Consider the following 24178-nt stretch of genomic DNA (forward strand, 5'->3'; position numbering starts at 1 on the left):
CTTAAGCGACATCCTGTTAGAAAGGGCTGGCCGAAAGGCTGGCCCTTTTTTTATCCCATCGCACCTCTCGCGTTAACCCTTCCGTCATAAATCATTTACAATGTTCGCCTCTTGGGTGGAGGGTAAGTGGATAACGTACTGCATCAGCATAGCTGGAAACGCGCAGCGGCATTGACCGCGCTGTTTGCGATCCTGCTGATCGTCGTGGCGCCGCTGATCTCCGTCTCGCTGCAAAAAGATCCCATGAGCGCCATGCCGGGCATGCACCACGACATGAGCATGATGTCGGTGGACGAGCATCATGGTGATATGACGCATTCTATGCCAGTTGACCATGCTGAAGCATGCGGCTACTGCGTGCTGTTAGCGCATGTTCCGGGCGTGATGCTGGCGCTTATCGTTCTGCTCAGCGTGGTGTTGCAGCGGCTGCGCGTGAAGCCGCCTCGTCAGGCGGTCAGCCACTGGCACTTTTTCCCCTGGCTTTACCCTGATACCCGCGCGCCGCCGCGTCGGTCTGCTTTCTCCCTTTAAAACAAAATCACTCACTTTTTGCCTTAAATAGGAAAAGTATGACTACCTGCACTCCGCGCGCGGCATGGGGAAACCTGCTGCGTCGCCTCCATTTCTATATCGGGCTGTTTGTCGGTCCGTTTATCTTCTTCGCAGCGCTGACCGGTACGCTGTATGTCGCCACGCCGCAGCTTGAAAATGCGCTGTACCATTATGCACTCCACACGGATGCCGTTGGTGAGGCGCAGCCTCTTGCTGAACAAATTGCCGTGGCAGAAAAGGCCGTGGGTTCAGCGCTGCGTTTACATGCTGTTCGTCCGGGGCTGGAAGAGGGTGAAACGACCCGCGTGATGTTTGCCGACCCGGCGCTGGGTCCCTCCGAGCATCGGGCTATTTTTATTGATCCCGCCAGCCTTGAGGTTCGAGGGGATATGACTGTGTACGGCACCAGCGGGATTTTACCGCTGCGTCAGACTATCGATTATCTGCATACCTCGCTGATGCTGGGCAACATCGGGCGCCTCTATAGCGAGTTAGCCGCCTCGTGGATGTGGGTTGCTGCCCTGGGCGGGATCGCGCTGTGGTTCTACACCCGACCGAAGCGCCGTATTAACAATCGTTTCCAGAATCGTCGTCGCCTGCATGTGATCTTAGGCTGGACGTTACTGACGGGAATGCTGCTGTTCTCAGTCACCGGGTTAACCTGGTCACAATGGGCCGGTGGCAACGTCGATAAGCTGCGTGCAGAGATGAACTGGCTGACGCCGCAGGTAAATACCACCCTTTCCGGTGCGCCGGAAATGAGGGATGAACACGCCGAACATCGTGGTCATCACGGGGGAATGACGATGCCTGAAATGCCTGTTGAACTGTCGCTTTTTGACAGCGTATTGCAGGCCGCCCGCCAGTCAGGAATTGATGCGAAAAAGGTTGAGATCCGCCCGGCAAGCAGGGACGACCAGGCCTGGACGGTGACGGAAATCGATCGCCGCTGGCCGACGCAGGTTGATGCCGTTGCCGTGGATCCCCACTCACTGAAGGTGCTGGACAGCACTCGCTTCGGGGATTTCCCGCTGATGGCTAAACTCACCCGCTGGGGCGTGGATTTCCATATGGGGATCCTGTTTGGTCTGGCAAATCAGCTGCTGCTCATCGCGTTTGGCGTTGCGCTGTGCGTGTTGATTATCTGGGGATACCGGATGTGGTGGATGCGTCGCCCTGCAACGTCAGCCGCGAACCCGGTACAGACGCTCTGTCAAAGCTGGCTGGCATTGCCGCTGTGGGGAAGGGGAGTGACGTTCCTGATAAGCCTCCTGCTGGGGCTGGCGTTGCCGGTAATGGGCGTCAGTCTGTTGGTCTTTATTGTGATTGACTGGCTGCGCTGGCGAGCGGTTTCAGGCGTGTCGCTCGCCGGAACATCCGTTAAATAGCCTTAAGGCGTGCTGATGACTACCGCAACCCGGCGGTTTTCAGCGCGCCCCTGTGCAGTGCGGTTGCTACTGACAGGGTATTTTTTGCCTAAGCCCCGCGTGGTGAGGTTGCTGCGCGGGATGTTCGCGCCCTTCGCCCAGGCATCCGCCACAACATTGGCACGTTTTAACGAAAGCGCTTCGTTGTAGCTCTCTTCGCCATAGTTATCCGTATGGCCATCCATCCGGGCGTGGTTCAGGCCGGTTGCCGCCAGGCGTGAGGCCATAGTCTGGATCTGCGTTTCACTTTCCGGGCGCAGCCTGGCGTCATTTTTATCAAACAGGATCTTATCTGACAGGCCCAGAGACCAGTCGCCATTCAGTTCGTTAAAGCCATAGGATTTCATGGCCGCGATTTGCTCTGGCGTGAATTTCCCTTCAGGGGATGACTGGCATCCGGACATTGCCAGTGATGCCAGTAACAACGGCGCAAAATATCGCTTTAACATATCGTCTTCCTTTCAGGATATTGTTTTCGAACGCTGGTTTTTGACCAGATACATATTGCGATCGGCTTGCTCCAGTAAGGCCTCAACGGAGGCATTTTCCCACGCCAGAGCAAAGCCAATGCTGAGTGACATTGATGCTGTGTGCCCGTTATGCAGATCAAACGGACGGATAAATTGCTGCGACAGCGCAGCGCAAATATATTCGACCTCACGCGCGGTGTGGACACCGTAAAGGATCATGGCAAATTCGTCGCCGCCAAGACGGTAAGACTGATGACGTTTTTCGCCAAATTCGACCATCCTTTTTGCGGCTTCGATCAGAACGCAGTCACCCGCGGCATGACCCCAGGTGTCATTGATAAACTTGAAGTTATCACCGTCCAGAAATAGCAGGGCGGAATTGGTTTTTGCCGAAGCGTCATTCATTAATGCTGCAATGTTGTTGCGAAACGCGGCGCGGTTTGCAAGCCCCGTGAGCGGATCGTGCATGGCGGTACGCAACAGTTGAGCGTTTTTCGCCTGTAGTTTGAGCTGCCACTCTTCCATTTCATCCAGCAGGCTGTTGAAGTCTTCTCCAAACTGGTGGAACTCTTCAATGCGGCCTTCCGTTACCCGGCGAGAAAAGTTGCGGTTGGTGCGAACGTCATGCACAACGTCAGTGATGTTTTGCATTTCAACAACCATGCCATGATGTAGCGAGCGGGTGATGGTCAATGCGACGGCAGAAGCAAAAAGAATGCACCCGGTGAGGACTGCAAACGAGAGCCAGATAAAGTGGCTAATCAGGCTGTCGCGTGCGGTCAGACGAATTTCGCCAATCACATTGCCGTTATGTATGATGGGCTGTGCGACAGGAACAGGGAACAGCCACCGGTTGACCAGCGCGCCCAGCGTGTCGGTATTATCCGCCGGGTTCCACGACCACCAGGCAAACCGTTCATGATGTGCATTAAGCACTTCCGCCACGGCAAACTGCCCCTGCTTGCCGAGGGTCGCCAGCGTTTCATTTGCTGCCACGGCATCGTTGAACACCAGAGAGGCTTCAAGGCTGTGGCTCATGGTGGCGCCGGTAAGTTCGAGGTTTTTTTGCGCGTATTGCTTTAATGTCACCACGGAAGCGAAACACAGCAGCAACCATATAAACGTCATCGTTATAATGACGCTTATCATGCTGATTCGCCGCAACGTTCTTTTAAACGTCGGACGCGGTGTTGGTACGACTTCCTTATTCATGCTTCTTATTCCGTGCGAGCATTAATACATCCGGATTGACTCTTACGCCACTGCGCGCCAGCGCATCCAGATTTACGGAAAACCTGACCTGGTTGTGCTCTATTATCAGACAAAATGCGCTGCCAATAACGCATTCAGGATTTTGTTCTGACATTAATAGCAACGCCTGGCCCTGATATTGATTTATTATTTCCTGTTGTTTTGCTGGCGACTCGCTCCCGAAATAGAGGGCATCGCACCTTGCTGTGAGTGCTTCCCGATCGCTATGCACAATGACAGGACTATAGGGCAACGGGTTGTGTTCATCTTCACTGCTGAGCGCCTGTCTGTAATGGGAAGAGGCATAAATACAGAGCTTAGGCTGGCCAGACAGTGCTGGCCATCGGGTATAGCTCACGATACCAGAAACAATCGAACGTACTGATTTATCCGTTTCAGTGAACGAGCCTGCCTTTGCAGGGGCCACTAAAATGAACAGCATTAGCGCCAGGGGGAGTCGGAGCAAAGCGATCAAGATTGCATTTCTCATCAGAATCCGCCAAACCGCCCCGGAAATAGATGTCCTTAAGAATTGTCGGCAGAATACCATTGTTTATCAAAGCCGTCATTATGCCAGAAATATCCCTGTTTTGACCTAAGCTAAATCTTACAGTGAGCTATATTCAGAGGAATTAAGGCAGGCTCAATTAAGCCTGCTGGAACGCATACTTTCATCCAATCCTTGTTGCCAGGATTCATGCAGTTTTACTGCATTTTCAGTTGTATCGCAGCTGGCAGGAAATGATTTTCCCGCTAATCCCCAGGCGTGAATAAAGCCCTCTTCGCATATTTTTTTCTGTCCGTCAGCGTAGCCACGAAGATATTCCCCTCGATCAACCTGAGGGTCATTAAAACTATCGGCCAGAGCCTGGTTATCTTTAACCGGAACACCATTCATAGCGTCTTCTTTACCGGCAGTGAACCAGTCCGGGCTGGTCCAGCCAGGCTGAAAAGTATAAGGATTGATCTGGCAACCCGACAAAATCAGCGACAACAACATGAGAGTAATTGAACGCATGGCTATTCTCCTTTTTGTGAGCATAGCCTGGCTTACAAGTGTGCGTGTGTAATTTTAAATTTACGGTTTTAGGCCATTAATTTTGCAATTAAAGGGCTTCTGTAAAGTAATGTGTACGTATTTTGGATTGAAATCTTTACTTGATGTGATATCGTTGTGTCACCTCTTCGAGGAAAACCACTATCGCAAACGAGTTTGACAGGATCGCAATCATGCAAAAAGACGCGCTGAACAACGTACATATCACTGACGAACAGGTGTTAATCACCCCGGATCAACTGAAGGCGGAATTCCCGCTGAGCGTCGCGCAGGAAGCTCAGATTGAGCACTCGCGCCAGACCATTTCTGACATTATCGCAGGCCGCGATCCGCGCCTGCTGGTGGTATGTGGTCCTTGCTCCATTCACGATCCTGAAACCGCCATTGAGTACGCTCGTCGATTTAAAGCATTAGCGGAGGAGGTCAGCGATAGCCTCTATCTGGTGATGCGCGTCTATTTTGAAAAGCCACGTACTACGGTTGGCTGGAAAGGGTTGATTAACGATCCGCACATGGATGGCTCGTTTGATGTGGAAGCGGGCCTGAAGATTGCGCGTCGCCTGCTGGTGGAGCTGGTCAGCATGGGGCTGCCGCTGGCAACCGAAGCGCTGGATCCGAACAGCCCGCAGTACCTCGGCGATCTGTTTAGCTGGTCTGCGATTGGGGCGCGCACCACCGAGTCGCAAACCCACCGCGAGATGGCGTCTGGCCTGTCTATGCCGGTTGGTTTTAAAAACGGTACCGACGGCAGCCTGGCTACGGCGATTAACGCCATGCGCGCCGCCGCTATGCCCCATCGTTTTGTCGGGATCAACCAGGCGGGCCAGGTATGCCTGCTGCAAACTCAGGGCAACCCGGACGGGCATGTGATCCTGCGCGGCGGTAAAGCGCCAAACTACAGCCCGGCGGATGTCGCGCAGTGTGAAAAAGAGATGGAACAGGCGGGACTGCGTCCGGCGCTGATGGTAGATTGCAGTCATGGTAATTCGAATAAAGATTACCGTCGCCAGCCTGCGGTTGCAGAATCTGTGATTGCACAGATTAAAGATGGTAACCGTTCAATTATCGGCCTGATGATTGAAAGTAATATTCATGAAGGCAATCAGTCATCGGAACAGCCGCGTAGCGCGATGAAGCCCGGCGTCTCCGTCACGGATGCTTGCATCAGCTGGGAAACCACTGATGCGCTACTGCGTGAGATCCACAAAGATTTGAACGGCCAGCTGGCGACGCGTCTGGCATAAGAGGATAGTTATGGTTGCTGAATTGACCGCATTACGCGATCAAATTGATGAAGTGGATAAGGCGTTGCTGGACCTGCTGGCGCGCCGCATGGCACTGGTTGCTGAGGTCGGCGAAGTTAAAAGCAAATACGGCCTGCCAATTTACGTTCCGGAGCGTGAGGCCTCTATGCTCGCCTCCCGCCGTAAAGAGGCACAGGCGCTGGGCGTTTCACCGGACTTAATTGAAGATGTCCTGCGTCGTGTGATGCGGGAATCCTATTCCAGCGAAAACGACAAGGGCTTCAAAACCCTCTGTCCGTCGCTGCGTCCGGTGGTGATTGTCGGTGGCGGCGGCCAGATGGGGCGTCTGTTTGAAAAAATGCTGACGCTTTCTGGCTATCAGGTGCGCATCCTGGAAAAAGAGGACTGGCCGCATGCACCGGAACTCATGAAGGATGCCGGAATGGTTATCGTCAGCGTACCGATTCATGTGACGGAGCAGATTATCGCGAAACTTCCTCCGCTGCCGGAAGATTGCATTCTGGTGGATCTGGCGTCCGTTAAAAATGGTCCTCTACAGGCAATGCTGGCGGCGCACACCGGGCCCGTGCTTGGGTTACACCCGATGTTTGGCCCGGACAGCGGCAGCCTGGCGAAGCAGGTAGTGGTTTACTGCGACGGTCGTCAGCCGGAAGCGTATCAGTGGTTCCTGGAACAGATTCAGGTCTGGGGGGCACGTTTGCACCGTATCAGTGCGGTTGAGCATGACCAGAACATGGCGTTTATTCAGGCGCTGCGCCACTTTGCAACCTTCGCCTATGGTCTGCACCTGGCGGAAGAGAACGTTCAGCTTGAACAATTGCTGGCGCTTTCCTCGCCAATCTATCGTCTGGAGCTGGCGATGGTCGGGCGACTGTTTGCCCAGGATCCACAGCTTTACGCCGACATCATCATGTCGTCTGAAAATAACCTGGCGCTGATCAAGCGCTACTATCAGCGTTTTGGCGAAGCGATCACTTTGCTGGAACACGGCGATAAACAAGCGTTTATCGACAGTTTCCGTAAAGTGGAGCACTGGTTCGGTGATTACGCCACGCGATTCCAGAGTGAAAGCCGCACGCTGTTGCGCCAGGCAAATGACAGTCGCCAGTAATCTGATGATGTATATACTGAAAGCCAGCATTGCTGGCTTTTACCATATATTGGGTGGATGTGGTTTATCAACCATTTACATTAATCCACTAATGAAAACAGTAAGTTAAAAAAAGCTGTAACCATCTGGAACCGTTTCTAATACCCCGAAGTGTGGACGCAATGTGGACACTCCGGGGCGAACAGAACCTACAGCGATATCCCTCCTGAAAGCGGATTCAATGCAACGGCATTTTGCAGGTACTCCGGTGACAAATGCGCGTAAGTCATCGTCTGCTGGATGTTTGCATGACCCAGTATTTGCTGTAATGCAATGATGTTGCCCCCGTTCATCATGAAATGACTCGCGAAGGTATGACGCAGGATATGCGTTGCCTGATTTGCAGGAATATCGGGTTTAACCATCTTCAGCACCTTGCAAAAACTCACGTAATCGACGTTGAACAGATTCCCGCTGGCATTCTTCTTTATCAGCGATTCAAGTTCAGATGAAATTGGTACAGTGCGCTTTTTTCCGTTTTTGGTTTTCAGGAATGTCACGCGCCCGTTTACTATCTGTGCCGGTTTGAGTGTTGCCAGCTCTGACCACCGCCCGCCGGTACTAATCCCCAGCAGGGCAACCAGCAGATCATCACCTGTAAATGACTTAAGCAGCAGCGCAATTTCTGCCTTGTTAAGGAAAGCCATTTCAGGGTTAGTCTCTGCCAACGGAGGCAAACCATGAACGGGGTGCGCCCCAGCAAACTCTTCAAGTTGAATCAGCTTCGTGAACATGCCTGATAAGCGGTACATGTCACGGTTTATCGTCGATGCGCTGACTCCCTCACTAAGCCGCTTTGAACGGTAATCCATAAGTGTTCTTTTGCTTAACCTTGTAACTGGTATGTCTCCCATATCACCAATGGTTTTTAGCAAATGATTAAACTCCTTCGTTCCGCGCTCATGGTTCTGTCCGTAATACTTCCACCATACGTCCAGCAACTCTGAAAGCGTTCTACGATCCGCTCGCTTACCCGCCCATTCTTTGGTCTGTGCGTTTGCCAGCGTGTAGCGCTCAAAAGCCAGTGCTTCGGCTTTCCTGTCAAACTTCCGGCGAATGCGACGTCCTTCGCGCCCGCGCGGCCTAATGTCCACTTCGTAACGACCATCATCGAGCTTCTTAATTGACATAAGAAAGCCCTCCGGTGGGGTTATGACTATCTTGGTAACAAATAGTGAAAATATAATGCTTATAAAGCGTTAACCAATCTTCTTCTCGGAGTGGTCTGATTTTGTTGCATCTTGCCCATTGTGCGCGAAAGCCGGCGCGATCTGACCAGCTTGCGGGGCGGTTTTATCTGTCATGAGCCACAGTGTGTATTTCTGAAATTTAGGTGTGTTTGTCACCTGCATAACCACTTGTAATCCAGGTGATTTATATCCCCCCTCATAATTTTTGACTGTACCGAGCGCCAGCCCGCAAGCTTCACAGAAACTTTTTTGCGTTAGCCCCTCAGCTTTACGTACTGCTTTAAGTTTTTGACCTAACTCCATTGACAAGGACTCCCCTTGGTGACTATATTCACCGCGAAAGGTAACCATAGGGAAACCTTTTACGGCATGACTCCAGCGACTCAGGAAGCATCCTGAACCGTTCTAAGCCCGCTGGATCTGACAAGGTTAGCATGTAACCACATGAGAATGGAGTGTGTTATGGAAGCAAACGACTACGTTATTCAGTATCCGCTTGACGCGGTTCACCCTGATAAGTTCGCGGAATTGCTGGGAAAACCTCGCACCGCAGTAGTAGCGATGATTGAAAAAAACAAACTGCCGGTCATTGAGTTTCGCGACCCGGCAAAACCGAAAGCGCGTGCCGGTGACAAGCTTGTTTTCATTCCTGAGTTCAATCGCGGCGTGCGTGAGGCGTTTTATAACCGCCCGGCAGAACAACGTGATGCATGGTTGTTGTGGATGGGGCTATGACTATGAATGAGCCACGCTGCATAGCTCAGTTACTCCGTAACGAGAGCCCGACCCCGATTAACTTCACCATCACCCACGGCAGGGGACGTAAAGGCATCATTATCCGTACCCGTAAGCCTGGCATTTTGGCCGCTGTTGTTAAGCGCATTATAAAAATCAGAGAGGTGTCAAAATGGCTGTGATGACTCTTGATTTGGTACAAAAACAACCTGCTGCTCTTCGCGTTGTCATCGGCAAACATCTTGCAGATGCTCGCTGGCAGGACTCCTGCGATTTCTACAATCAGATGATGGAACGCGACCGCCTGACGGTCTGTTTTCATGCTCAGCTTAAACAGCGTCACGCGACCATGCGTTTTGAAGAAATGAACGATGTAGATCGTGAGCGTCTGGCCTGCGCGATTGACGAGCTGCGCGGTGCGTTTTCTAAACGGCGTCAGGTCGGAGCCAGTGAGTCGGCGTATATAAGTTATCTGACAGTAAGCCAGCGCCGCACTTTATTCCTTCATGCAGGTTTAACTGAAAAGGAATTTAACCAGCCTTACTGGCGAGTTAATGAAGAGTCATGTTATTGGCGTGAAAAATTATTCCGTGCTCTACGTGAGTTATTCAGCCTCTTTGAATATGCCCCAACTATTTTGACCTCGGTTAAGCCCGAGCAATATTTGCATTAATTAAGCAAAGGGAATTTTTTACGCGCTTGAATGCGTGGGACATCTTTTTGTCTGGAGCCGGGTAAATGGAAAAAGAAATATCAGTTCCTCGCAGCAACATGAAAGAGTTGTTAGCGCAGGCCACCTTTGAGGCTCAGATAGTCACCGCGACGCGTTTTGCGTCTGCGCTCGATTCTCTGATAGCTCACATTTGCAAGTCAGAAATGAACCGCACGGAAATCATTGAGCTGTTGGGGCAGGAGTCCGAAAAGCTTCACAACTCTATATTAAATCAGCGATAAGTTATTAAGGGGCTGTATGAGTATTAATATTGTTGTCGATGATAAGTTCGTAATTACCAGCGACCAGTTCCAGTTTATTTTGCAGGAAAAGAAAATCGCTAAGTCTGGAAAGAATGCCGGTAAAGAGTGGCTCGATACTGTTGGTTTTTATCCAACAATTGGCAAGCTCGTTTCCGCTCTAGTGCTGCACAACATTTTAACCGGCGAAGCTCGTCAGTTTTCTGAATTAGAGAAGCAGGTCGAGCAGTTAGGTCAAAAATGTCTCGAAGCATTCACTGCTAATGGCCGTTGAGACCCGGGGGCGCGTTGCCCCCTCGCCACCCCCACCACTATCAAAAAGCACCGATGAGACTTTCGTCGGTGCTTATCCGTGGAACAAATCCCGCGAGGCCATTGGCCGCGACAGACCCCTTACACGTGCCGAACTCCGTCAGGTGCAAGGTGTTTTAAACCGGATTGACCGTCTGCCGTTTTTCCTGCAAACGCTGTTTACCTCGCGTTATAACTTCATCCGCCGCACAAAGAGCCCTTTGGGTGGGTTGTATTTCCTCAAAAACACGTTTGAGCGCAAGCTGTTGCCGCGTCTTGAGCGGGTTAATGAGCTGTGCGGGATGAATGAATCCGCCTCGATAGGTTTTTTATCTGCGCGTGATGAATATGCACGCCTGCCGGATATGAACGACAAAGAGCTCAGGAAATTTGCTGCCAGAATAGCCTCGCAGCTCTGGAGCAGATACGAAGAGTTAAGCGATGCATGGGCGCACGCTCACGGCGGCAGAGAGACCCTCTTCACTGATGAGGCGCAGGCGCATTTATACGGAAAGGTTGCCGGAGTCGCGCGCGCTTTTAACTTTACCCCGATGTACTGGAAAAAATACCGTAAGGGTCAGATGACGATCCGCATGGCATTTTCCGCTATTTCACGTCTGATTAAGGATGAGTGGTGGGTTAACCAGCTCAAGGCGCAGCGTATGCGCTGGCGCGAGGCTCTGCTCATCGCTGCCGGTGAGGTCAACAAAGACCGCTCCCCCTACGCCAGCAAAATGGCGATCCGCGATGTTCATGCGCGCCGCCTGGCTAATCTCGAATATCTGAAATCCTGCGAGCTCGAAAACAAAGTCACTGGCGAGCGTGTCGACCTCATCAGTAAGGTCATGGGGAGTATTTCTAACCCTGAAATCCGCCGCATGGAGCTGATGAACACTATCGCCGGCATTGAGCGCTATGCGGCCAGCGTTGGTGATGTTGGGATGTTTATCACGCTGACCACGCCATCGAAGTATCACCCGACGCGTCAGGTCGGCAAGGGCAAAAACAAAACGGTACAGCTTAATCATGGCTGGAACGAAACCGCATTCACCCCGAAAGACGGGCAGCGCTATCTGTGTCGAATCTGGAGCCTGATGCGCACCGCGTTCAAAGATAACGATTTAGAGGTTTACGGGATGCGTGTTGTCGAACCGCACCACGACGGCACGCCGCACTGGCACATGATGCTGTTTTGCAAACCCGGTCAGCGTAAAGCCATTAACGAAATTATGCGTCGTTATGCCCTCAAAGAGGACGGTCATGAAAAGGGCGCGGCAAAACAGCGCTTTGAGTCACGTCATCTTAATCAGGGCGGCGCGGCGGGTTATATCGCTAAATACATTGCCAAAAATATCGACGGTTACGCACTCGACGGCCAGCTCGACCACGACACCGGCAAGCCTCTGAAAGATACAGCCGCCGCCGTGACCGCATGGGCGTCTACATGGCGCATCCCGCAGTTCAAACCAATTGGCCTCCCGACGATGGGCGCTTACCGCGAACTGCGGAAGCTGCCGCGCGGCGTGAGTATCGCCAGTGAGTTTGACGACCGTGTCGAGGCTGTCCGGGCTGCTGCTGATGAAGGTGAATTTGACCTGTATATCATCGCGCAGGGAGGAGCAAACATTAAGCGTGATGCTCAGGCCGTCAGGGTCGCCCGTAAGGTGACGGACGAGGTCAACGAATACGAGGAAGATATCGAGAGGGTGGTCGGTATTTATGCCCCTCACCTTGGGGCTGACCGTGTCCGTGTAACCCGTACAGCCGAATGGCGCATCGTTCCAAAGGTTTTGGCCGTTGAGCCTTTGACCTTAAAAAGCGGCTTCGCCGCGCCTCGGAGTCCTGTCAATAACTGTGGAAAGCTCACCGGCGGTGACGATCCAGTTATGACCTCCACACCGTCTGAGCAAGCCGCAGCGGTGTTAAATCTGATTGAGCGCGGGGTAATCGGCTGGAATGAGCCAGATGTCGTGAAGGTGCTTAACGGCGTGTTAAAAGCTTGCGCACCACGTAAAAATCGCCAGCAAAGAAGCAATGCGCCGCTCAAAACGAGCGAGCTGGCGCCATCAGCCAGGATGACAAAACCCGAAAGGGATCGCGTCGCAAAAATTCGTTTCGATTTGGCTCAGGAGGGCATTACACCGGAACGGTGGGAGCTCGACGCTCTGGCTCGTGGGGCAACGGTAATTTATGGCGATAAAAAATTCAGATATCCGGTGGCTGATGAGTGGCCGGGATTTTCAATGCAAGAGGAGTGAAGTTAATGAGCAAAATTCATGAGTTAAAAATCGCACCAGAGCATTTTAAAGCAGTGCAATCTGGTGATAAACGCGCTGAGTTTCGTTTCAGTGACCGCGATTTTGCGTGTGGCGATGTCCTCAGGTTAAACGAGTGGGAACAAGAAAAAGGATATACCGGAAAACGCGTGTCAGTGAGGGTAACGAACGTTACCGATTTAACAGAGTGGGTAGCAAATTATGTAATGTTGAGTTTCCAGTTAATGCTGGATGACTCCGACTGTGGCATGACCATCATGAACTGGAAAGAACTAAGCGAGAAGGGGCTGGTTTTCAGAATTAATCATGAAATTTTACACCCACTAGGGCTGGCTGTTGGATATGAAACGACTAACGGGGTTTCGGCTGGGGCTTTCGTCGCTGATGATGGTGTCTGGCAATATTCTGATGAGCTGGTCGCTCATGCGAAAGTAAATGGGTGGTTAAGATGAGCCATAGACGTCCGAAGTTGGCTAACCTGGTCAAAATGGAATGTGTCAGCTCGTCAGATTCACAATGGTTTCCCATAATTCCGCCGCCACGCCGACGATAGCAAACACCACCGGTGCTGAAACTTGCTTTCAGTGCCGGTGGTGTTGAACAACGAGCCTGGCGAGGCGTTAGCTGATGAGGTGTTTAAATCTAAGTCCGGAAAAGTAGATTGAAGCAAAAACGTCCATTATGATGGCCTAAAGGTTAACCCAAAAGGAAATCATGACAATGAGCGTTGGATTAATTACAGACGAGCCCGGACGTTTTTACACCTTCCATTCAACATTACCAGCCGGTGAATATTTTGAATTTCGCCCCCGCAACCCACCTCTGAACTCAAAACCCATCGTTGATGACGAAAGCGGGATGTGTATTGGTTATTCCGTCTCTCAGGCTCCCGGTCTATGGCAAATTTATGATGCCGACGGCATGTTTGTCAGGCTGGAAGAAGCACCGTTAGAAGCCCCCCTGATTGATCCAACTGACCTCGCTTTAATTGCCTTTGGTGTGTTTCGTCTTTTTCGTGCGGGTCAGGCATTACTGGAGAGTGGTGTCAAAACTGCCGTAACGGTGAGACTCAGTGAGGCCACCATTAGTCTCTTGCGTGGTCGTCTGAAAATGGGCTTATCAGCTCGCGCGCTCAGGATGAGTGAGTCATCAGCAAAACACATGTTGAACCCCGGTCGCTATGTGCCTTTACAGATTCAGGAAAAGGCCATTCGCTATGGCACACGAACGCCGGACCCACTGAAAAAGCCAGGCCTTTTCCGGTATGAAGCGCGTATGTATAAACTTGTTGAGAACAAGCAAAATAAAGGCTCATATATTTACAAGTCATACCGTCTTGAGGTTTTAGTCAGAGAAGCTGACTGGACTATCATGCATTTTCAGTACATGCCGTGAAGGGGGAATAATGATAGATATCACCAGCGGTGACAGGCATCTGAAATTAACGCCTTATGAAAGAGTGAGTGAGCCCGAGATACCAGCCTATAGCCGTATTATGGTATGGGTTGAGTTCTCAATTCCTGCCTTAAAAACCGAGTTTGCAGCAGAGTTTTTTGTCGGTCAGTTAGAGCAATTTAGGAATGATACGCAGGGTTTCTATCAGGCCTTAAAGAATGGGGTGAAAGTTAAGGATATTAATTTAACCTCAGCATTCGAGCAGGTTGTGCTTAAGCTTCACCAGGCGCATTTTGCCGGGGCTGTTGGCGTCAGCATGGAACTAAAGCCTGAAAACCATGCTGAAAGTATTACGCTTGAGGGTTCCCTCGATATTGATGAAAGTTATTTTCCCGACCTGCTCTCAGGTCTGGACGACATCATTTCATGGCAAAACTGATACATGCATTCAGCCACAAGACCGGTACTCAGAATGTCGGTTTTTTATGCCATTTATCCGCGATTTTCCCGTTTTTAAGCAGCGCATGCATCAGGTGCATGAATTTGCATTCGTTTTTTATTCCTGCGTTTGCCAGCCAGCGCCAGCACTGGCGCGGCTCGGGGCTGATGATGCACCTGCATTAAAAGCACCCCGTTAAGCGCGCAGGCGAGGCGGGGATAGCACTGCGCGCCAGACGTGGTGACAGGATTTATTTTACGCGTCTGTGCGCGTCGTGGTGGCGCGCTGTTATGTGCGGTCGGTTAATGAGGTGGTGGCGTGGTTGCGCCGCGTGTGCGGCGTCTGGCTCGCTCTGAGGGGATGCCGCCCGGAGGCGGCATTCTGGCGGGGGGTTACTCGGTTTCGATGTTGTAATCCTTAAAGCGGATCACCTCTAAACCGAGCCATTCATTGATTTCCTTGAAACGCTCCTGCAACGGCGTCAGCTCGTTACGCACAAACACCCGCGCCACCTTCTCGATATCACCCATTGAGCCGATATTTTCGGGCTTGCCGCCCATAAGCTGGAACGGTACGCGGTGCGCATCGAGCAGGTCGGCGGCGCTCACCTTTTTGATGTTGAAAAAATCATCCTTCGTGGCGACTTCACTCAGCGGCACAATCTTGATGCCGTCCGGTTTCCCGTTCGGGGCGTAGAAAAACAGGTTTTTGAAATTCCCGAGCCCTTTCGAGTCGCGCATCGCGGAGCGCAGCGCCTCGACGTCGGTGCTGCTCTGCGCCGCGTCGGTGACGTACATGATGTAACCCGCGTGCGCGCCGTTCTGGTAATACTTGCGACGAAACAGCGTGGCGGATTCATTCAGCCAGGCGGAATTAAGCGCGCTCAGGTATTCCGGAATCCCGTAGAGCTCCTGATTGATATCGGGCTCAAGCAGGTGAAACACCGAGCCGGGCGCGAACTGGTGCGGGTGCGTATAGTCCGACACGTACCAGTAAACGCCATCCTCGACACCACGGCGGGTGTATTTGGCTGGGGAGGTTTCCAGTTTAAAGAGCTGGCCGGTCACGCTCATGCGCTTCTCAAGATAGCCGTTGGCAAACACCAGATAATCGAGCACAAGGCGGCTGAAATCCTGCCGTGAAAGCAACGGATGCGGGATGTAGGTGCTCGTCAGGATGTTACGCTTCACGTAAATCGGGGAGCTGTGATGTACGGCGGCGCGCAGGCTTTTCGCCAGCCCGGAGAAGTTGACCGGCGGCTCGTACCATTTGCCGTTATTGATGCACTCGACATAGTCGAGGATATCGCGGCGATCCAGAACGGGTGACGGCTCGCCAAAGGTGAACGCCTCCATTTTCTGCGGTGCGCTGGCGGTCATGTTGGTCTGTTTTGGCTGTTTCTTTTGGCGTTTTTTCATCTTAGTTGATATCCAGAATCGAGGTTGAATGCATACCGCTACCGGCGGAAAGTGGCTCGTTTAACAGGGCGTGCATGGTCGCCCATGCGATATCCGCGTGGCTGGCTTCCTCACTGCGGCTGGCTTCATAGGTGGCACTGCGGCCACTGCTGGTCATGGTTTTGCGGATAGCCATAAATGACTGCGTGATGTCGGTCGCACCGGCGTCATACTCCAGACACCCGCGTCGTATGGTGTCTTTCGCTTTCAGCACCATTGCGGTTTTCATTTCCGGCGTGTAGCGGATGGCGCGCGCTGCCGGGAAGAACGAGCGCACGAGCTGGTAAACACCCTGGCCGATGCCGGTCGCATCGATGCCGATATAGTCGACGGTGTATTTCTCGGTCAGCGCACGGATGGCCTCGGCCTGCGCGGCAAAATCCATACCTTTCCACTGGTGACGCTCAAGGATGCGGAACTTGCCACCGGCAACCAGTGGCGGAGCCAGCACCGCACAGCCTGCGCTGTCGCCGGTGTGTGACGGGTCGTAGCCAATCCAGACCGGACGCCAGTTAAACGGACGGTCGGCAAACGGTTCGAAGTTCTCCCATTCTTCCATCGCATCGACCATGCAGCGTTGCAGCTCCTCGAACGGGAATACCGACGCCTTATCGTCGACGAACTCGCACATAAACAGGTTACGGAAGTCATCCGCGCTGTTTTCCTGTCTGAGCTGGTCGAGGTTAAACAGGGTGCAGCCACCGGCGAGCGCGTCCTCAATGGTGACAATCTGCCGCCACTGGCCGTCCCCGCATAACATGCCCCCGGCAAGCGCCTGATGACTGATATCGATGTCGACACGTTCGTCGCGGTTACTGCGGCCACGGTTAAACAGCTCCCCTGACCAGAACGGATAAGCGCCGTGCGCCAGCGTGGACGGCGTCGAAAAATAGGTGGTGCGAAGGTGCGACTGTGAGGCCATACCGGAGGCGACTTTTCGCAGCTTCTGGAAATTCGGTATCCAGAAAATTTCATCGACGTACAGGTCACCGTTGTGACTCTGCGCAGTGTTGGAATTGGTCCCGAGGAAAATCAGCTCTGCGCCGTTGTTGCCGATGACAATCGGGTCGCCTGACAGGTCGACGTCGACCAGACGCGCAAAAGCGATGATGTACTTACGGAAAACGTAAGCCTGCGTTTTACTGGCTGACAAAAATATCTGGTTATGGCCGGTCTTAAGGGCGCGCAGGAGCGCTTCGCGCGCAAAGTAGAACGTTGCGCCAATCTGGCGCGATTTGAGGATGTGGCGAATGCGGTGCGCGATGCCTGCCTTATGCCAGTTGAGCTGATACTCAAACGACTGGTCAAAGAAAATCTCTTCCAGCTTTTCAATCGCTTCTTCACTGAAGAAATTACGTTTCGGCTTTTTGCGATCCCCTTTGTTGCGGCTGGCAATGTTGGGGTTTAAATCCACCTCGTTTCCGGTCTGGGCGTAGCGGTTCACACGCGCGAGGCGCTCCATCTGGCGCGACAGAAAATCAGCGACCTTAAAGTCGTGCGGCGTCAGGTCGGGCTTGGCATAAAGCTGGATGAGACGCGCCTCTAACGTCGACTCAACGCGGTTAATCGGCGCGGTTTCCTCCCATCTATCACGCTGTTTCCAGCTCTGCACCGTGGGGCGCTTGAGTTCCAGCATGTCGCAGATTTGCGGCACGGCGAACCCCTGCCAGTACAACAGCCGCGCCTGTCGTCGCGGGTCATTGAGTAATGAAAGGTCAGTTGAAATGGTCATGCTTACCTCGTTTTGATGTTACGAGGCAAGGCTAAGGAAATGACCGTACTTAATCGCTAAACCCCTGTTGTGTCAGGGGTTGCACTTCCGCAACAGGTGGCTGATGAGGGGCTGAGTCGGGAAACTAACCCCGACCCGAAAACCCAACATCAGGACACCTGAACAATGGCAAAGAAAGTTTCTAAATGGTTTCGCATCGGCGTCGAGGGTGACACCTGCGATGGCCGCGTCATCAGTGCTGATGACATTCAGGAAATGGCCGATACGTTCGACCCGCGCGTCTACGGCTGCCGCATTAACCTCGAACATATCCGGGGGCTGCTGCCTGACAGTCTGTTTAAGCGATACGGCGATGTAGTCGAGCTAAAAGCGGAGGTTATCAGCGATGGCTCTGCGCTCGACGGCAAAAAGGCGTTGTTTGGCAAAATCCAGCCCCTTGACGAGCTGGTCAGCATGGTTAAGGCCGGGCAGAAGGTTTACACCTCCATGGAGATCCGCCCGAATTTTGCCAACAGTGGCAAGTGCTATCTGGTTGGCCTCGCCGTCACCGATGACCCGGCAAGCCTCGGCACCGAATACCTCGAATTCTGTAGCCGCGCCACGCAGAACCCGCTCGCCGGTAAAAAAGACCAGCCGGGCGATCTCTTCTCTGTGGCCTCACTCGCTGAGCTGGAATTTGAAGACGTTCCCGACACCATGCTCAACAGCCTGACCGACAAGGTAAAGGCCATTTTCAGCCGTAAACAGGCCAGCGACGACGCTCGTCTTGCAGATGTGCATGAGGCTGTGACGACCGTCACCGAGCTGGTGCAAAACAACCTCACCGCCACCGACCAGCGCGTCACCGAGCTTGAGACCGAACTGGCTCAGCTTAAGCAGGACGTGACCAGCAAGGCCGAAGAAAGCGCGCAGGCGTTTAACGACCTCAAAAACTCCCTCGATAACACCGAAAGCCAGCGCCAGCCGCGTCGCGAGCTTTCAAAAGGTGGTACGGGCGACGAGCTGCTGACCAACTGCTGATAACCCGCCGGGCGCGCTGCCCGGCCTGATACCTATTACCCGAACAGGAAAAACCATGCGTAAACAAACCCGCTTTAAATTCAATGCCTACCTGACCCGCGTCGCGGAGCTGAACGACATTTCCACCGATGACGTGGCGAAGAAATTTACCGTCGAGCCGTCGGTCACGCAAACCATGATGGACACCGTGCAGGAATCGTCCTCATTCCTTACGAAAATCAACATCGTGCCGGTCGACGAGCTGAAAGGCGAAAAGGTCGGTGTGGGCGTTAACGGCACAATCGCGAGCACCGCCGATACTGACGGCGATGGCGAGCGTGAAACCGCTGATTTTACCGCGCTGGAGTCCAACAAATACGAGTGCGCGCAGATTAACTTTGACTTCCATATCCGCTATAAACAGCTCGACCTGTGGGCGCGATTCCAGGACTTCCAGACCCGTATCCGTAACGCCATTATCAAGCGTCAGGCGCTCGATTTCATCATGGCCGGTTTCAACGGCATTGAGCGTGCCGCAAAATCTGACCGCAAAAAAAATCCGATGCTTCAGGATGTGGCGGTGGGCTGGTTGCAGAAGTATCGCAATGAAGCGCCAGCGCGTGTGATGTCAAAAATCACCGACGAGGACGGCGCGGTCATTTCCGATGTGATCCGCGTGGGTAAAAACGGCGACTATGCGAACCTCGACGCGCTGGTCATGGATGCCACCGGCAACCTGATTGACGAGATTTATCAGGATGACCCGGAGCTGGTTGTCATCACCGGTCGCAAGCTGATGGCGGATAAATACTTCCCTATCGTCAACAAAGAGCAGGAAAACAGCGAGTCGCTGGCCGCTGACATCATCATCAGCCAGAAGCGAATCGGCAACCTGCCAGCCGTGCGCGTGCCTTACTTCCCGGCGAATGCCCTGATGGTGACGCGTCTCGATAACCTGTCTATCTACTTCATGGATGACGCGCATCGCCGCAGCATCATCGAAAACCCGAAGAAAGACCGCATCGAAAACTACGAGTCAATGAATACCGATTACGTGGTCGAGGCATACGCTGCCGGTTGCCTGATTGAAAATATCAAGCTAGGTGACTTCACCGCACCTGCTGCACCGGAAAGCGGAGAGTAAGCCATGACGAGTCCCGCAGCGCGTCACATGATGCGGGTCTCGGCCTCTGAAACAGCGCGGCGGGCTGCTGTCCCGCTGCGCAATGCAACTGCCTATGAGCAGATGCTCGTTAAGCTGGCCGCAGACAACCGCACGCTGAAACAAATCAGATCCAATGAGCGAAAGGCAGACAAAAAGCGCGAGCTGCTGCCGTTCTACCTGCCGTGGGTCGCTGGCGTCCTCGCAAACGGCAAGGGCGCACAGGATGACATCGTCATGACGGTCATGCTGTGGCGTCTCGATGCTGACGATATCGCCGGGGCGCTGGAGATTGCCCGTTACGCCATGACCTGGGGTCTGACCATGCCGACCGGTCGACGTCCTACGCCTTACCTGCTGGCCGAAGAGGTGGCACTGGCCGCGCAGCGCCTGCTTGCTGCAAAACAGCCGGTCGAACTGGCGAGCCTGCTCGACACTATTGCACTGACAGAACGCGCTGACATGCCCGATATCGTGCGCGCAAAGCTGCACAAAATCACCGGCTATGTCCTGCGTGATTCGAATCAACTCCCCGAGGCGCTGGCACACCTGCAACGTGCGATCCAGTTAGAGCGCACTATCGGTGTGAAAAAGGATATCGAGCAGTTAGCGCGCCAGCTCAGGCCAAAACCCGAACCGGCACCAAAAACCAAAACGACTAAACCGCGCACGCGCAAACCTGCCGCTAAACCGGCGGCACGGCGCGGGCGTCCACCAAAGGCGGCAAAAGCCGCAGGTTAACCGAGCGCTCCCCGAGCCGGGCGGCACGCCGGTCAATGCGGGTATCATTTGCCCTGACTGCGACCGGCGTCCACCGCCCACCTATTACCCGAGGTTGTCATGACGACGCTGATTATTGAGCAAAACAAAGAGCCGCAGGATGTGCCGGGCGTGGTGATACCGCCGCCGGGCGTGAGCGAGCCGGTAATCAAAAACACCCCGTTTTTTCCTGATGTTGATCCGAAGCGCGTGCGTGAGGAAATGCGTTTAGAGCAGACCGTTTCCCCTGTGCGCCTGCGCCGGGCAATTAAAACCGCCATCGCAGAGACGAACGCGGAGCTGGGCGAATGGCGCGAGCGTCAGCTCGATGCCGGTTACGCCACACTGGCGGATGTCCCGACCGACAGGCTCGACGGCGAAAGCGTGCGCGTATTCCATTACTTCAACGCCGTGTGTGCCATGACGACCGCCACGCTTTACGAGCGTTTTCGCGGCGTGGATGCGACCGCCAGAGGCGACAAAAAGGCCGACAGCATCGACAGCACTATCGATGAAATGTGGCGGGATATGCGCTGGTCTGTGGCGCGCATCCAGGACAAAGCGCGCTGCATTGTGGGGCAAATCTGATGAAAGCGTATGCGCTACAGGGCGACACCCTCGACGCGATTTGTGTGCGGTACTACGGGCGCACCGAGGGCGTGGTCGAAACCGTCTTAGAAGCGAATCCCGGCCTGTCTGAGCTCGGCGTCATCCTGCCACACGGCACGGCAATTGAACTGCCCGAGACCGACAGCGCGGCCAGAACCGAAACGGTGAATCTATGGGACTGAGTATGGAGAAAATCACCACGTTTATCGCCTACTGGCTGGCCGTCGCGCTGGCGTACCTCGGCGCAATATCGCCCGAAAAGATGGCGCTTTACGTGGGCGGCGGATGCGCCATTTTTACCGCGCTGACGAATTACTGGTTTAAGCGCAAAACGTACCTCTATCTGACGTCACTCGGACTCGACAAGGGGGCTATTCGTGAAATCAATCGTTAAACGTTGCAGTGTGGCCGCAGTGCTGGCGCTGGCGGCGCTGATGCCTGACTTTCGTCTGCTTAACACCTCGCCCGAGGGGCTGGCGCTGATTGCCGACCTCGAAGGTTGTCGCCTGACGCCTTACCAGTGCAGCGCGGGAGTGTGGACGTCAGGCATCGGCCACACTGCCGGTGTCGTCCCGAAAGGGGAAATCACAGAACGTCAGGCGGCGGCGAACCTCGTCGCGGATGTGATGAACGTCGAGAAGCGTCTCGCAGTCTGCGTGCCGGTAGAAATGCCGCAGCACATTTACGACGCGCTGGTCAGCTTCTCATTCAATGTGGGAACCGGCGCGGCCTGCCGGTCGACGCTGGTCTCATACCTCAAGCGTCACCAATGGTGGCAGGCGTGCGACCAGCTCACCCGCTGGGTTTATGTGAATGGCTCAATCAATAAAGGGCTGGAAAATCGCCGCGCGCGTGAGCGTGCTTATTGTATGAAAGGAGTTTCTCAATGAAAAAATTTTTACGTTCTCTGATGTTAGATGTTCTGCTGGCTGTATTCCTGCTATGGGGGCTGGCTTCGCCGCAAAGTGCAGCACTTAATTTTGTTGCAGCGTGGGCGCTGTTTGGCTGTGTTGTCTGTATTACAGCGAGCCTCGCCGGTGTGGCTGTTTTTGACCACTGGCTACGAAATGCGGGGAAAGGTATTCCGGTAAAACCCGGAATAATGAAAATCTTCCGCGCTGTTTTCTGCAACAAGCCCTCAAAGGCGCGTCGCGCATGGTCTCTTATTATTTTTGTCGTAACCATAGGGTGTCTGCTCGGCGCTGGCTGGATCTTTACCGCGCTGCTTTACCTGATTTGCGTCCTGACCTTTACGGGGGTGCGCACCTCATACCGTCAGCGCATTGAGGAGGCGGGGCTGTGTCCAGATTCATTGTGATGTTGATTGCCGCAGGTCTGGCACTGGCGGCTGTGCTCTGGTTAAAGCATGAGAACGGTAATCTTCGGCGCTCATTTGACCGGGCAAATAAGGTCGCGACCGAACAGAAAAACGTGATCGGAATGCTGAAAAATCAGCTTTCCGTTTCGCAGGGAATCGCCAGGCAAAATGAAACCGCACAGGTCAGTTTACGTGGTGAGCTGATTGCTGCCGGTGCGATGGCCGTGCGCCGGGAAGAAACCATTACGAGACTGATGAATGAAAATGAAACGTTACGCCGCTGGTACAGCGCTGAGCTGCCTGATGTTGTGCGCAGGCTGCACACCCGCGCCGGTTGCGCCTCCGCCGGTCATTGTTTACAGCGCCTGCCCGAAAGTGAGCTATTGCCCGATGCCGGGAAGCGACCCGGCCACTAATGGCGACCTGAGTGCAGATATCCGCAGGCTTGAGCACGCGCTCGCCGCCTGCGCGTTACAGATTGAAACCGTCAAAGCCTGTCAGGATAAACTCGATGAAGAAAGCAATCAGCCTGCGAAAAGCGCTAACTGACGCCGTCCCGCAGCTTAAAACCAACCCCGAGATGATGCGCATTTTTGCCGACGAGGGGAATATCGATGCACGGCTCGCGGCCTCCCTGTCCCACGAGAAAATTTACACCCTGAATGTGATCGTGTGCGATTTTGTTGGCGACCCTGATTTGATTTTCGTGCCGGTGGCGGCGTGGCTCAGGGAAAACCAGCCGGATATCTGCACGCTCGATGAGGGGCATAAAAAGGGCTACCGCTTCCAGATGGATTTAAACGACGAGGATACGGTTGATATCAGTATCAGCCTCCAGCTCACCGAGCGCACCATCATCAGGGAGGAAAACGGCGCGCTGCATGTGAGCTATGCCCCGGAGCCGCCACCGCCTGAACCCGTCACGCGTCCAAAAGAGCTCTATATCAACGGTGAACTGGTGAGCAAGTGGGATGAGTGACTTTAAAACCTTTGATAACCAGCTCGCGGGGCTGCTTGCTGCCCTGTCACCCGCAGGGCGTCGGAAGCTTGCCGGTGAGATTGCGAAGCAACTCAGAACGGCGCAACAGCAACGTATCAAACAGCAAAAAGCCCCCGATGGCTCACCGTATCAGGCGCGAAAGCGCCAGCCCCTGAGAGCCAAAAAAGGTCGAATTAAACGGGCGATGTTTCAAAAACTGCGCACTAACCGGTACATGAAAACCAGTGGCCGTGAAAACGGTGCTGTGGTGGAATTTACCGGAAAAGTGCAGCGTATCGCGCGCGTCCATCAGTACGGCCTCAAAGACAGGCCAAACCCTAATGCTAAGGTTATGCAGTACCCGGAACGACAGCTATTAGGATTTTGTAAGGAAGATTTAAGTGCTATTGAGAATTTCATTTTAAAAAAAATAGATGAGGTTTAATCTAAAACCTAAAATATTTATATAGTGTTTTAGATCATATCTGCCGTATTCGTCCTATCATTGTAGGTTGATTCATAGGCAGCGTCATGGTATATAAAAGCTGAGAGAGAGGCAGGCATTTCCTCTTACTACAAGTAAGGGCGGCTCTGATAAAGAACAGCGTTAGCTGTTGAGTTTAACTCATGATCCTACGGGATGTTCAAAGTATCCAAACCCTCCTGCCTCTCTCTTCTTTTAAATGGAGATAT

At 53.4% G+C, this 24178-nt stretch carries 33 protein-coding genes; 25 read left to right on the forward strand and 8 right to left on the reverse strand.

What is annotated here, in order from left to right:
• Positions 1-126 precede the first annotated feature (126 nt).
• Together AM329_RS00515 and AM329_RS00520 are read left to right on the forward strand one after the other, a co-directional pair.
• Complete coding sequence (locus AM329_RS00515; protein ID WP_003863141.1) at positions 127-531, forward strand: DUF2946 domain-containing protein; 405 nt, start codon at positions 127-129, stop codon at positions 529-531.
• Between the two features lie 38 nt (positions 532-569).
• Positions 570-1940 carry a PepSY domain-containing protein gene (locus AM329_RS00520; RefSeq protein WP_032609922.1) on the forward strand — a complete coding sequence of 457 codons (1371 nt, stop codon included), beginning with the start codon at positions 570-572 and terminating at the stop codon, positions 1938-1940.
• A 2-nt stretch (positions 1941-1942) separates the two neighbouring features.
• Here AM329_RS00520 and AM329_RS00525 read toward each other — a convergent pair whose 3' ends face one another.
• The 4 genes from AM329_RS00525 to AM329_RS00540 all read right to left on the reverse strand — a co-directional run bounded on the left by AM329_RS00525 (position 1943) and on the right by AM329_RS00540 (position 4718).
• Positions 1943-2428, reverse strand: a complete 486-nt coding sequence (locus AM329_RS00525; protein WP_003863144.1) for an OmpA family protein — start codon at positions 2426-2428, stop codon at positions 1943-1945.
• Positions 2429-2440: 12 nt separating this feature from the next.
• Positions 2441-3661, reverse strand: coding sequence for a diguanylate cyclase DgcN (gene dgcN, locus AM329_RS00530; protein WP_032609921.1), 1221 nt, complete (start codon positions 3659-3661; stop codon positions 2441-2443).
• The gene (locus AM329_RS00535; protein ID WP_003863149.1) at positions 3654-4190 is read right to left on the reverse strand and encodes a YfiR family protein; all 537 of its coding nucleotides are present in this window, start codon (positions 4188-4190) and stop codon (positions 3654-3656) included. Before AM329_RS00535 ends, dgcN begins: the two co-directional genes overlap by 8 nt.
• A 153-nt stretch (positions 4191-4343) precedes the next feature.
• Positions 4344-4718, reverse strand: coding sequence for a DUF2799 domain-containing protein (locus tag AM329_RS00540; RefSeq protein WP_003863151.1), 375 nt, complete (start codon positions 4716-4718; stop codon positions 4344-4346).
• 212 nt (positions 4719-4930) lie between these two features.
• On the opposite strand from AM329_RS00540, the gene aroF reads away from it, so the two are divergent.
• Together aroF and tyrA are read left to right on the forward strand one after the other, a co-directional pair.
• Positions 4931-6001, forward strand: coding sequence for a 3-deoxy-7-phosphoheptulonate synthase AroF (gene aroF, locus AM329_RS00545; RefSeq protein ID WP_006811632.1), 1071 nt, complete (start codon positions 4931-4933; stop codon positions 5999-6001).
• A gap of 10 nt (positions 6002-6011) precedes the next feature.
• Positions 6012-7133 carry a bifunctional chorismate mutase/prephenate dehydrogenase gene (gene tyrA, locus AM329_RS00550; RefSeq protein WP_022649060.1) on the forward strand — a complete coding sequence of 374 codons (1122 nt, stop codon included), beginning with the start codon at positions 6012-6014 and terminating at the stop codon, positions 7131-7133.
• 188 nt (positions 7134-7321) lie between these two features.
• On the opposite strand, the gene AM329_RS00555 is transcribed toward tyrA, so the two are convergent.
• A complete protein-coding gene (locus AM329_RS00555) occupies positions 7322-8302 on the reverse strand; it encodes a tyrosine-type recombinase/integrase (protein WP_032609917.1) in 981 nt (326 codons plus the stop codon).
• Between the two features lie 69 nt (positions 8303-8371).
• Positions 8372-8665, reverse strand: a complete 294-nt coding sequence (locus AM329_RS00560) for a helix-turn-helix domain-containing protein (RefSeq protein WP_032610269.1) — start codon at positions 8663-8665, stop codon at positions 8372-8374.
• Between the two features lie 159 nt (positions 8666-8824).
• Between AM329_RS00560 and AM329_RS00565 the strand changes: the two genes are divergently transcribed.
• The 9 genes from AM329_RS00565 (at position 8825) to AM329_RS00605 (ending at position 14470) form a co-directional block, all read left to right on the forward strand.
• Positions 8825-9097: a Cox family DNA-binding protein gene (locus tag AM329_RS00565; RefSeq protein WP_023295263.1), complete on the forward strand. Its 273-nt coding sequence runs from the start codon at positions 8825-8827 to the stop codon at positions 9095-9097.
• A 2-nt stretch (positions 9098-9099) separates the two neighbouring features.
• A complete protein-coding gene (locus AM329_RS00570) occupies positions 9100-9279 on the forward strand; it encodes a hypothetical protein (protein ID WP_032609915.1) in 180 nt (59 codons plus the stop codon).
• Complete coding sequence (locus tag AM329_RS00575) at positions 9270-9770, forward strand: hypothetical protein (RefSeq protein ID WP_032609913.1); 501 nt, start codon at positions 9270-9272, stop codon at positions 9768-9770. Before AM329_RS00570 ends, AM329_RS00575 begins: the two co-directional genes overlap by 10 nt.
• Positions 9771-9835: 65 nt before the next feature.
• Positions 9836-10051, forward strand: coding sequence for a DUF2732 family protein (locus AM329_RS00580; protein WP_044704157.1), 216 nt, complete (start codon positions 9836-9838; stop codon positions 10049-10051).
• A 16-nt stretch (positions 10052-10067) separates the two neighbouring features.
• On the forward strand, positions 10068-10343 hold the full coding sequence (locus tag AM329_RS00585; RefSeq protein ID WP_032609912.1) for a DUF5405 family protein: 276 nt from the start codon (positions 10068-10070) through the stop codon (positions 10341-10343).
• Positions 10333-12618, forward strand: coding sequence for a replication endonuclease (locus AM329_RS00590; protein WP_032609910.1), 2286 nt, complete (start codon positions 10333-10335; stop codon positions 12616-12618). Before AM329_RS00585 ends, AM329_RS00590 begins: the two co-directional genes overlap by 11 nt.
• 5 nt (positions 12619-12623) lie before the next feature.
• A complete protein-coding gene (locus AM329_RS00595) occupies positions 12624-13088 on the forward strand; it encodes a DUF3850 domain-containing protein (protein WP_032609909.1) in 465 nt (154 codons plus the stop codon).
• Between the two features lie 268 nt (positions 13089-13356).
• Positions 13357-14031, forward strand: coding sequence for a hypothetical protein (locus tag AM329_RS00600; RefSeq protein ID WP_032609908.1), 675 nt, complete (start codon positions 13357-13359; stop codon positions 14029-14031).
• A 10-nt stretch (positions 14032-14041) separates the two neighbouring features.
• Complete coding sequence (locus AM329_RS00605; protein WP_226866598.1) at positions 14042-14470, forward strand: hypothetical protein; 429 nt, start codon at positions 14042-14044, stop codon at positions 14468-14470.
• Positions 14471-14862: 392 nt separating this feature from the next.
• Here the strand turns inward: AM329_RS00605 and AM329_RS00610 are convergent, their stop codons facing one another.
• On the reverse strand, positions 14863-15888 hold the full coding sequence (locus AM329_RS00610) for a phage portal protein (protein ID WP_032609906.1): 1026 nt from the start codon (positions 15886-15888) through the stop codon (positions 14863-14865).
• A gap of 1 nt (position 15889) precedes the next feature.
• Positions 15890-17659 (reverse strand): terminase ATPase subunit family protein, encoded by a 1770-nt coding sequence (locus tag AM329_RS00615; protein WP_032609904.1) that lies wholly within the window; start codon positions 17657-17659, stop codon positions 15890-15892.
• A 165-nt stretch (positions 17660-17824) separates the two neighbouring features.
• On the opposite strand from AM329_RS00615, the gene AM329_RS00620 reads away from it, so the two are divergent.
• From AM329_RS00620 to AM329_RS00675, 12 genes are all read left to right on the forward strand, one after another.
• Positions 17825-18679, forward strand: coding sequence for a GPO family capsid scaffolding protein (locus AM329_RS00620; RefSeq protein WP_032609903.1), 855 nt, complete (start codon positions 17825-17827; stop codon positions 18677-18679).
• A 55-nt stretch (positions 18680-18734) separates the two neighbouring features.
• Positions 18735-19802 carry a phage major capsid protein, P2 family gene (locus tag AM329_RS00625; RefSeq protein WP_023295252.1) on the forward strand — a complete coding sequence of 356 codons (1068 nt, stop codon included), beginning with the start codon at positions 18735-18737 and terminating at the stop codon, positions 19800-19802.
• Between the two features lie 3 nt (positions 19803-19805).
• The gene (locus tag AM329_RS00630; protein ID WP_032609901.1) at positions 19806-20561 is read left to right on the forward strand and encodes a terminase endonuclease subunit; all 756 of its coding nucleotides are present in this window, start codon (positions 19806-19808) and stop codon (positions 20559-20561) included.
• 99 nt (positions 20562-20660) lie between these two features.
• Positions 20661-21167 carry a head completion/stabilization protein gene (locus AM329_RS00635; protein ID WP_032609900.1) on the forward strand — a complete coding sequence of 169 codons (507 nt, stop codon included), beginning with the start codon at positions 20661-20663 and terminating at the stop codon, positions 21165-21167.
• Positions 21167-21370, forward strand: coding sequence for a tail protein X (locus tag AM329_RS00640; RefSeq protein ID WP_017382979.1), 204 nt, complete (start codon positions 21167-21169; stop codon positions 21368-21370). The genes AM329_RS00635 and AM329_RS00640 overlap by 1 nt, the downstream gene beginning before the upstream one ends.
• Complete coding sequence (locus AM329_RS00645) at positions 21361-21582, forward strand: hypothetical protein (protein WP_014170137.1); 222 nt, start codon at positions 21361-21363, stop codon at positions 21580-21582. The genes AM329_RS00640 and AM329_RS00645 overlap by 10 nt, the downstream gene beginning before the upstream one ends.
• Positions 21566-22078 carry a lysozyme gene (locus tag AM329_RS00650; protein WP_032609897.1) on the forward strand — a complete coding sequence of 171 codons (513 nt, stop codon included), beginning with the start codon at positions 21566-21568 and terminating at the stop codon, positions 22076-22078. Before AM329_RS00645 ends, AM329_RS00650 begins: the two co-directional genes overlap by 17 nt.
• Positions 22075-22506 (forward strand): DNZ54_00345 family protein, encoded by a 432-nt coding sequence (locus AM329_RS00655; protein WP_032609896.1) that lies wholly within the window; start codon positions 22075-22077, stop codon positions 22504-22506. Before AM329_RS00650 ends, AM329_RS00655 begins: the two co-directional genes overlap by 4 nt.
• Positions 22506-22922, forward strand: coding sequence for an Rz-like lysis system protein LysB (lysB, locus tag AM329_RS00660; RefSeq protein WP_032609895.1), 417 nt, complete (start codon positions 22506-22508; stop codon positions 22920-22922). The genes AM329_RS00655 and lysB overlap by 1 nt, the downstream gene beginning before the upstream one ends.
• Positions 22810-23055 carry an Rz1-like lysis system protein LysC gene (gene lysC / locus AM329_RS26010; RefSeq protein WP_072163360.1) on the forward strand — a complete coding sequence of 82 codons (246 nt, stop codon included), beginning with the start codon at positions 22810-22812 and terminating at the stop codon, positions 23053-23055. Before lysB ends, lysC begins: the two co-directional genes overlap by 113 nt.
• Positions 23018-23485, forward strand: coding sequence for a phage tail protein (locus AM329_RS00670; protein WP_023295244.1), 468 nt, complete (start codon positions 23018-23020; stop codon positions 23483-23485). The genes lysC and AM329_RS00670 overlap by 38 nt, the downstream gene beginning before the upstream one ends.
• Positions 23478-23930, forward strand: coding sequence for a phage virion morphogenesis protein (locus tag AM329_RS00675; protein WP_032609894.1), 453 nt, complete (start codon positions 23478-23480; stop codon positions 23928-23930). Before AM329_RS00670 ends, AM329_RS00675 begins: the two co-directional genes overlap by 8 nt.
• The last annotated feature ends 248 nt before the right edge of the window (positions 23931-24178 follow it).

The organism is Enterobacter cloacae complex sp. AR_0002 (assembly GCF_001922365.1).
Taxonomy (GTDB): domain Bacteria; phylum Pseudomonadota; class Gammaproteobacteria; order Enterobacterales; family Enterobacteriaceae; genus Enterobacter; species Enterobacter hormaechei_C.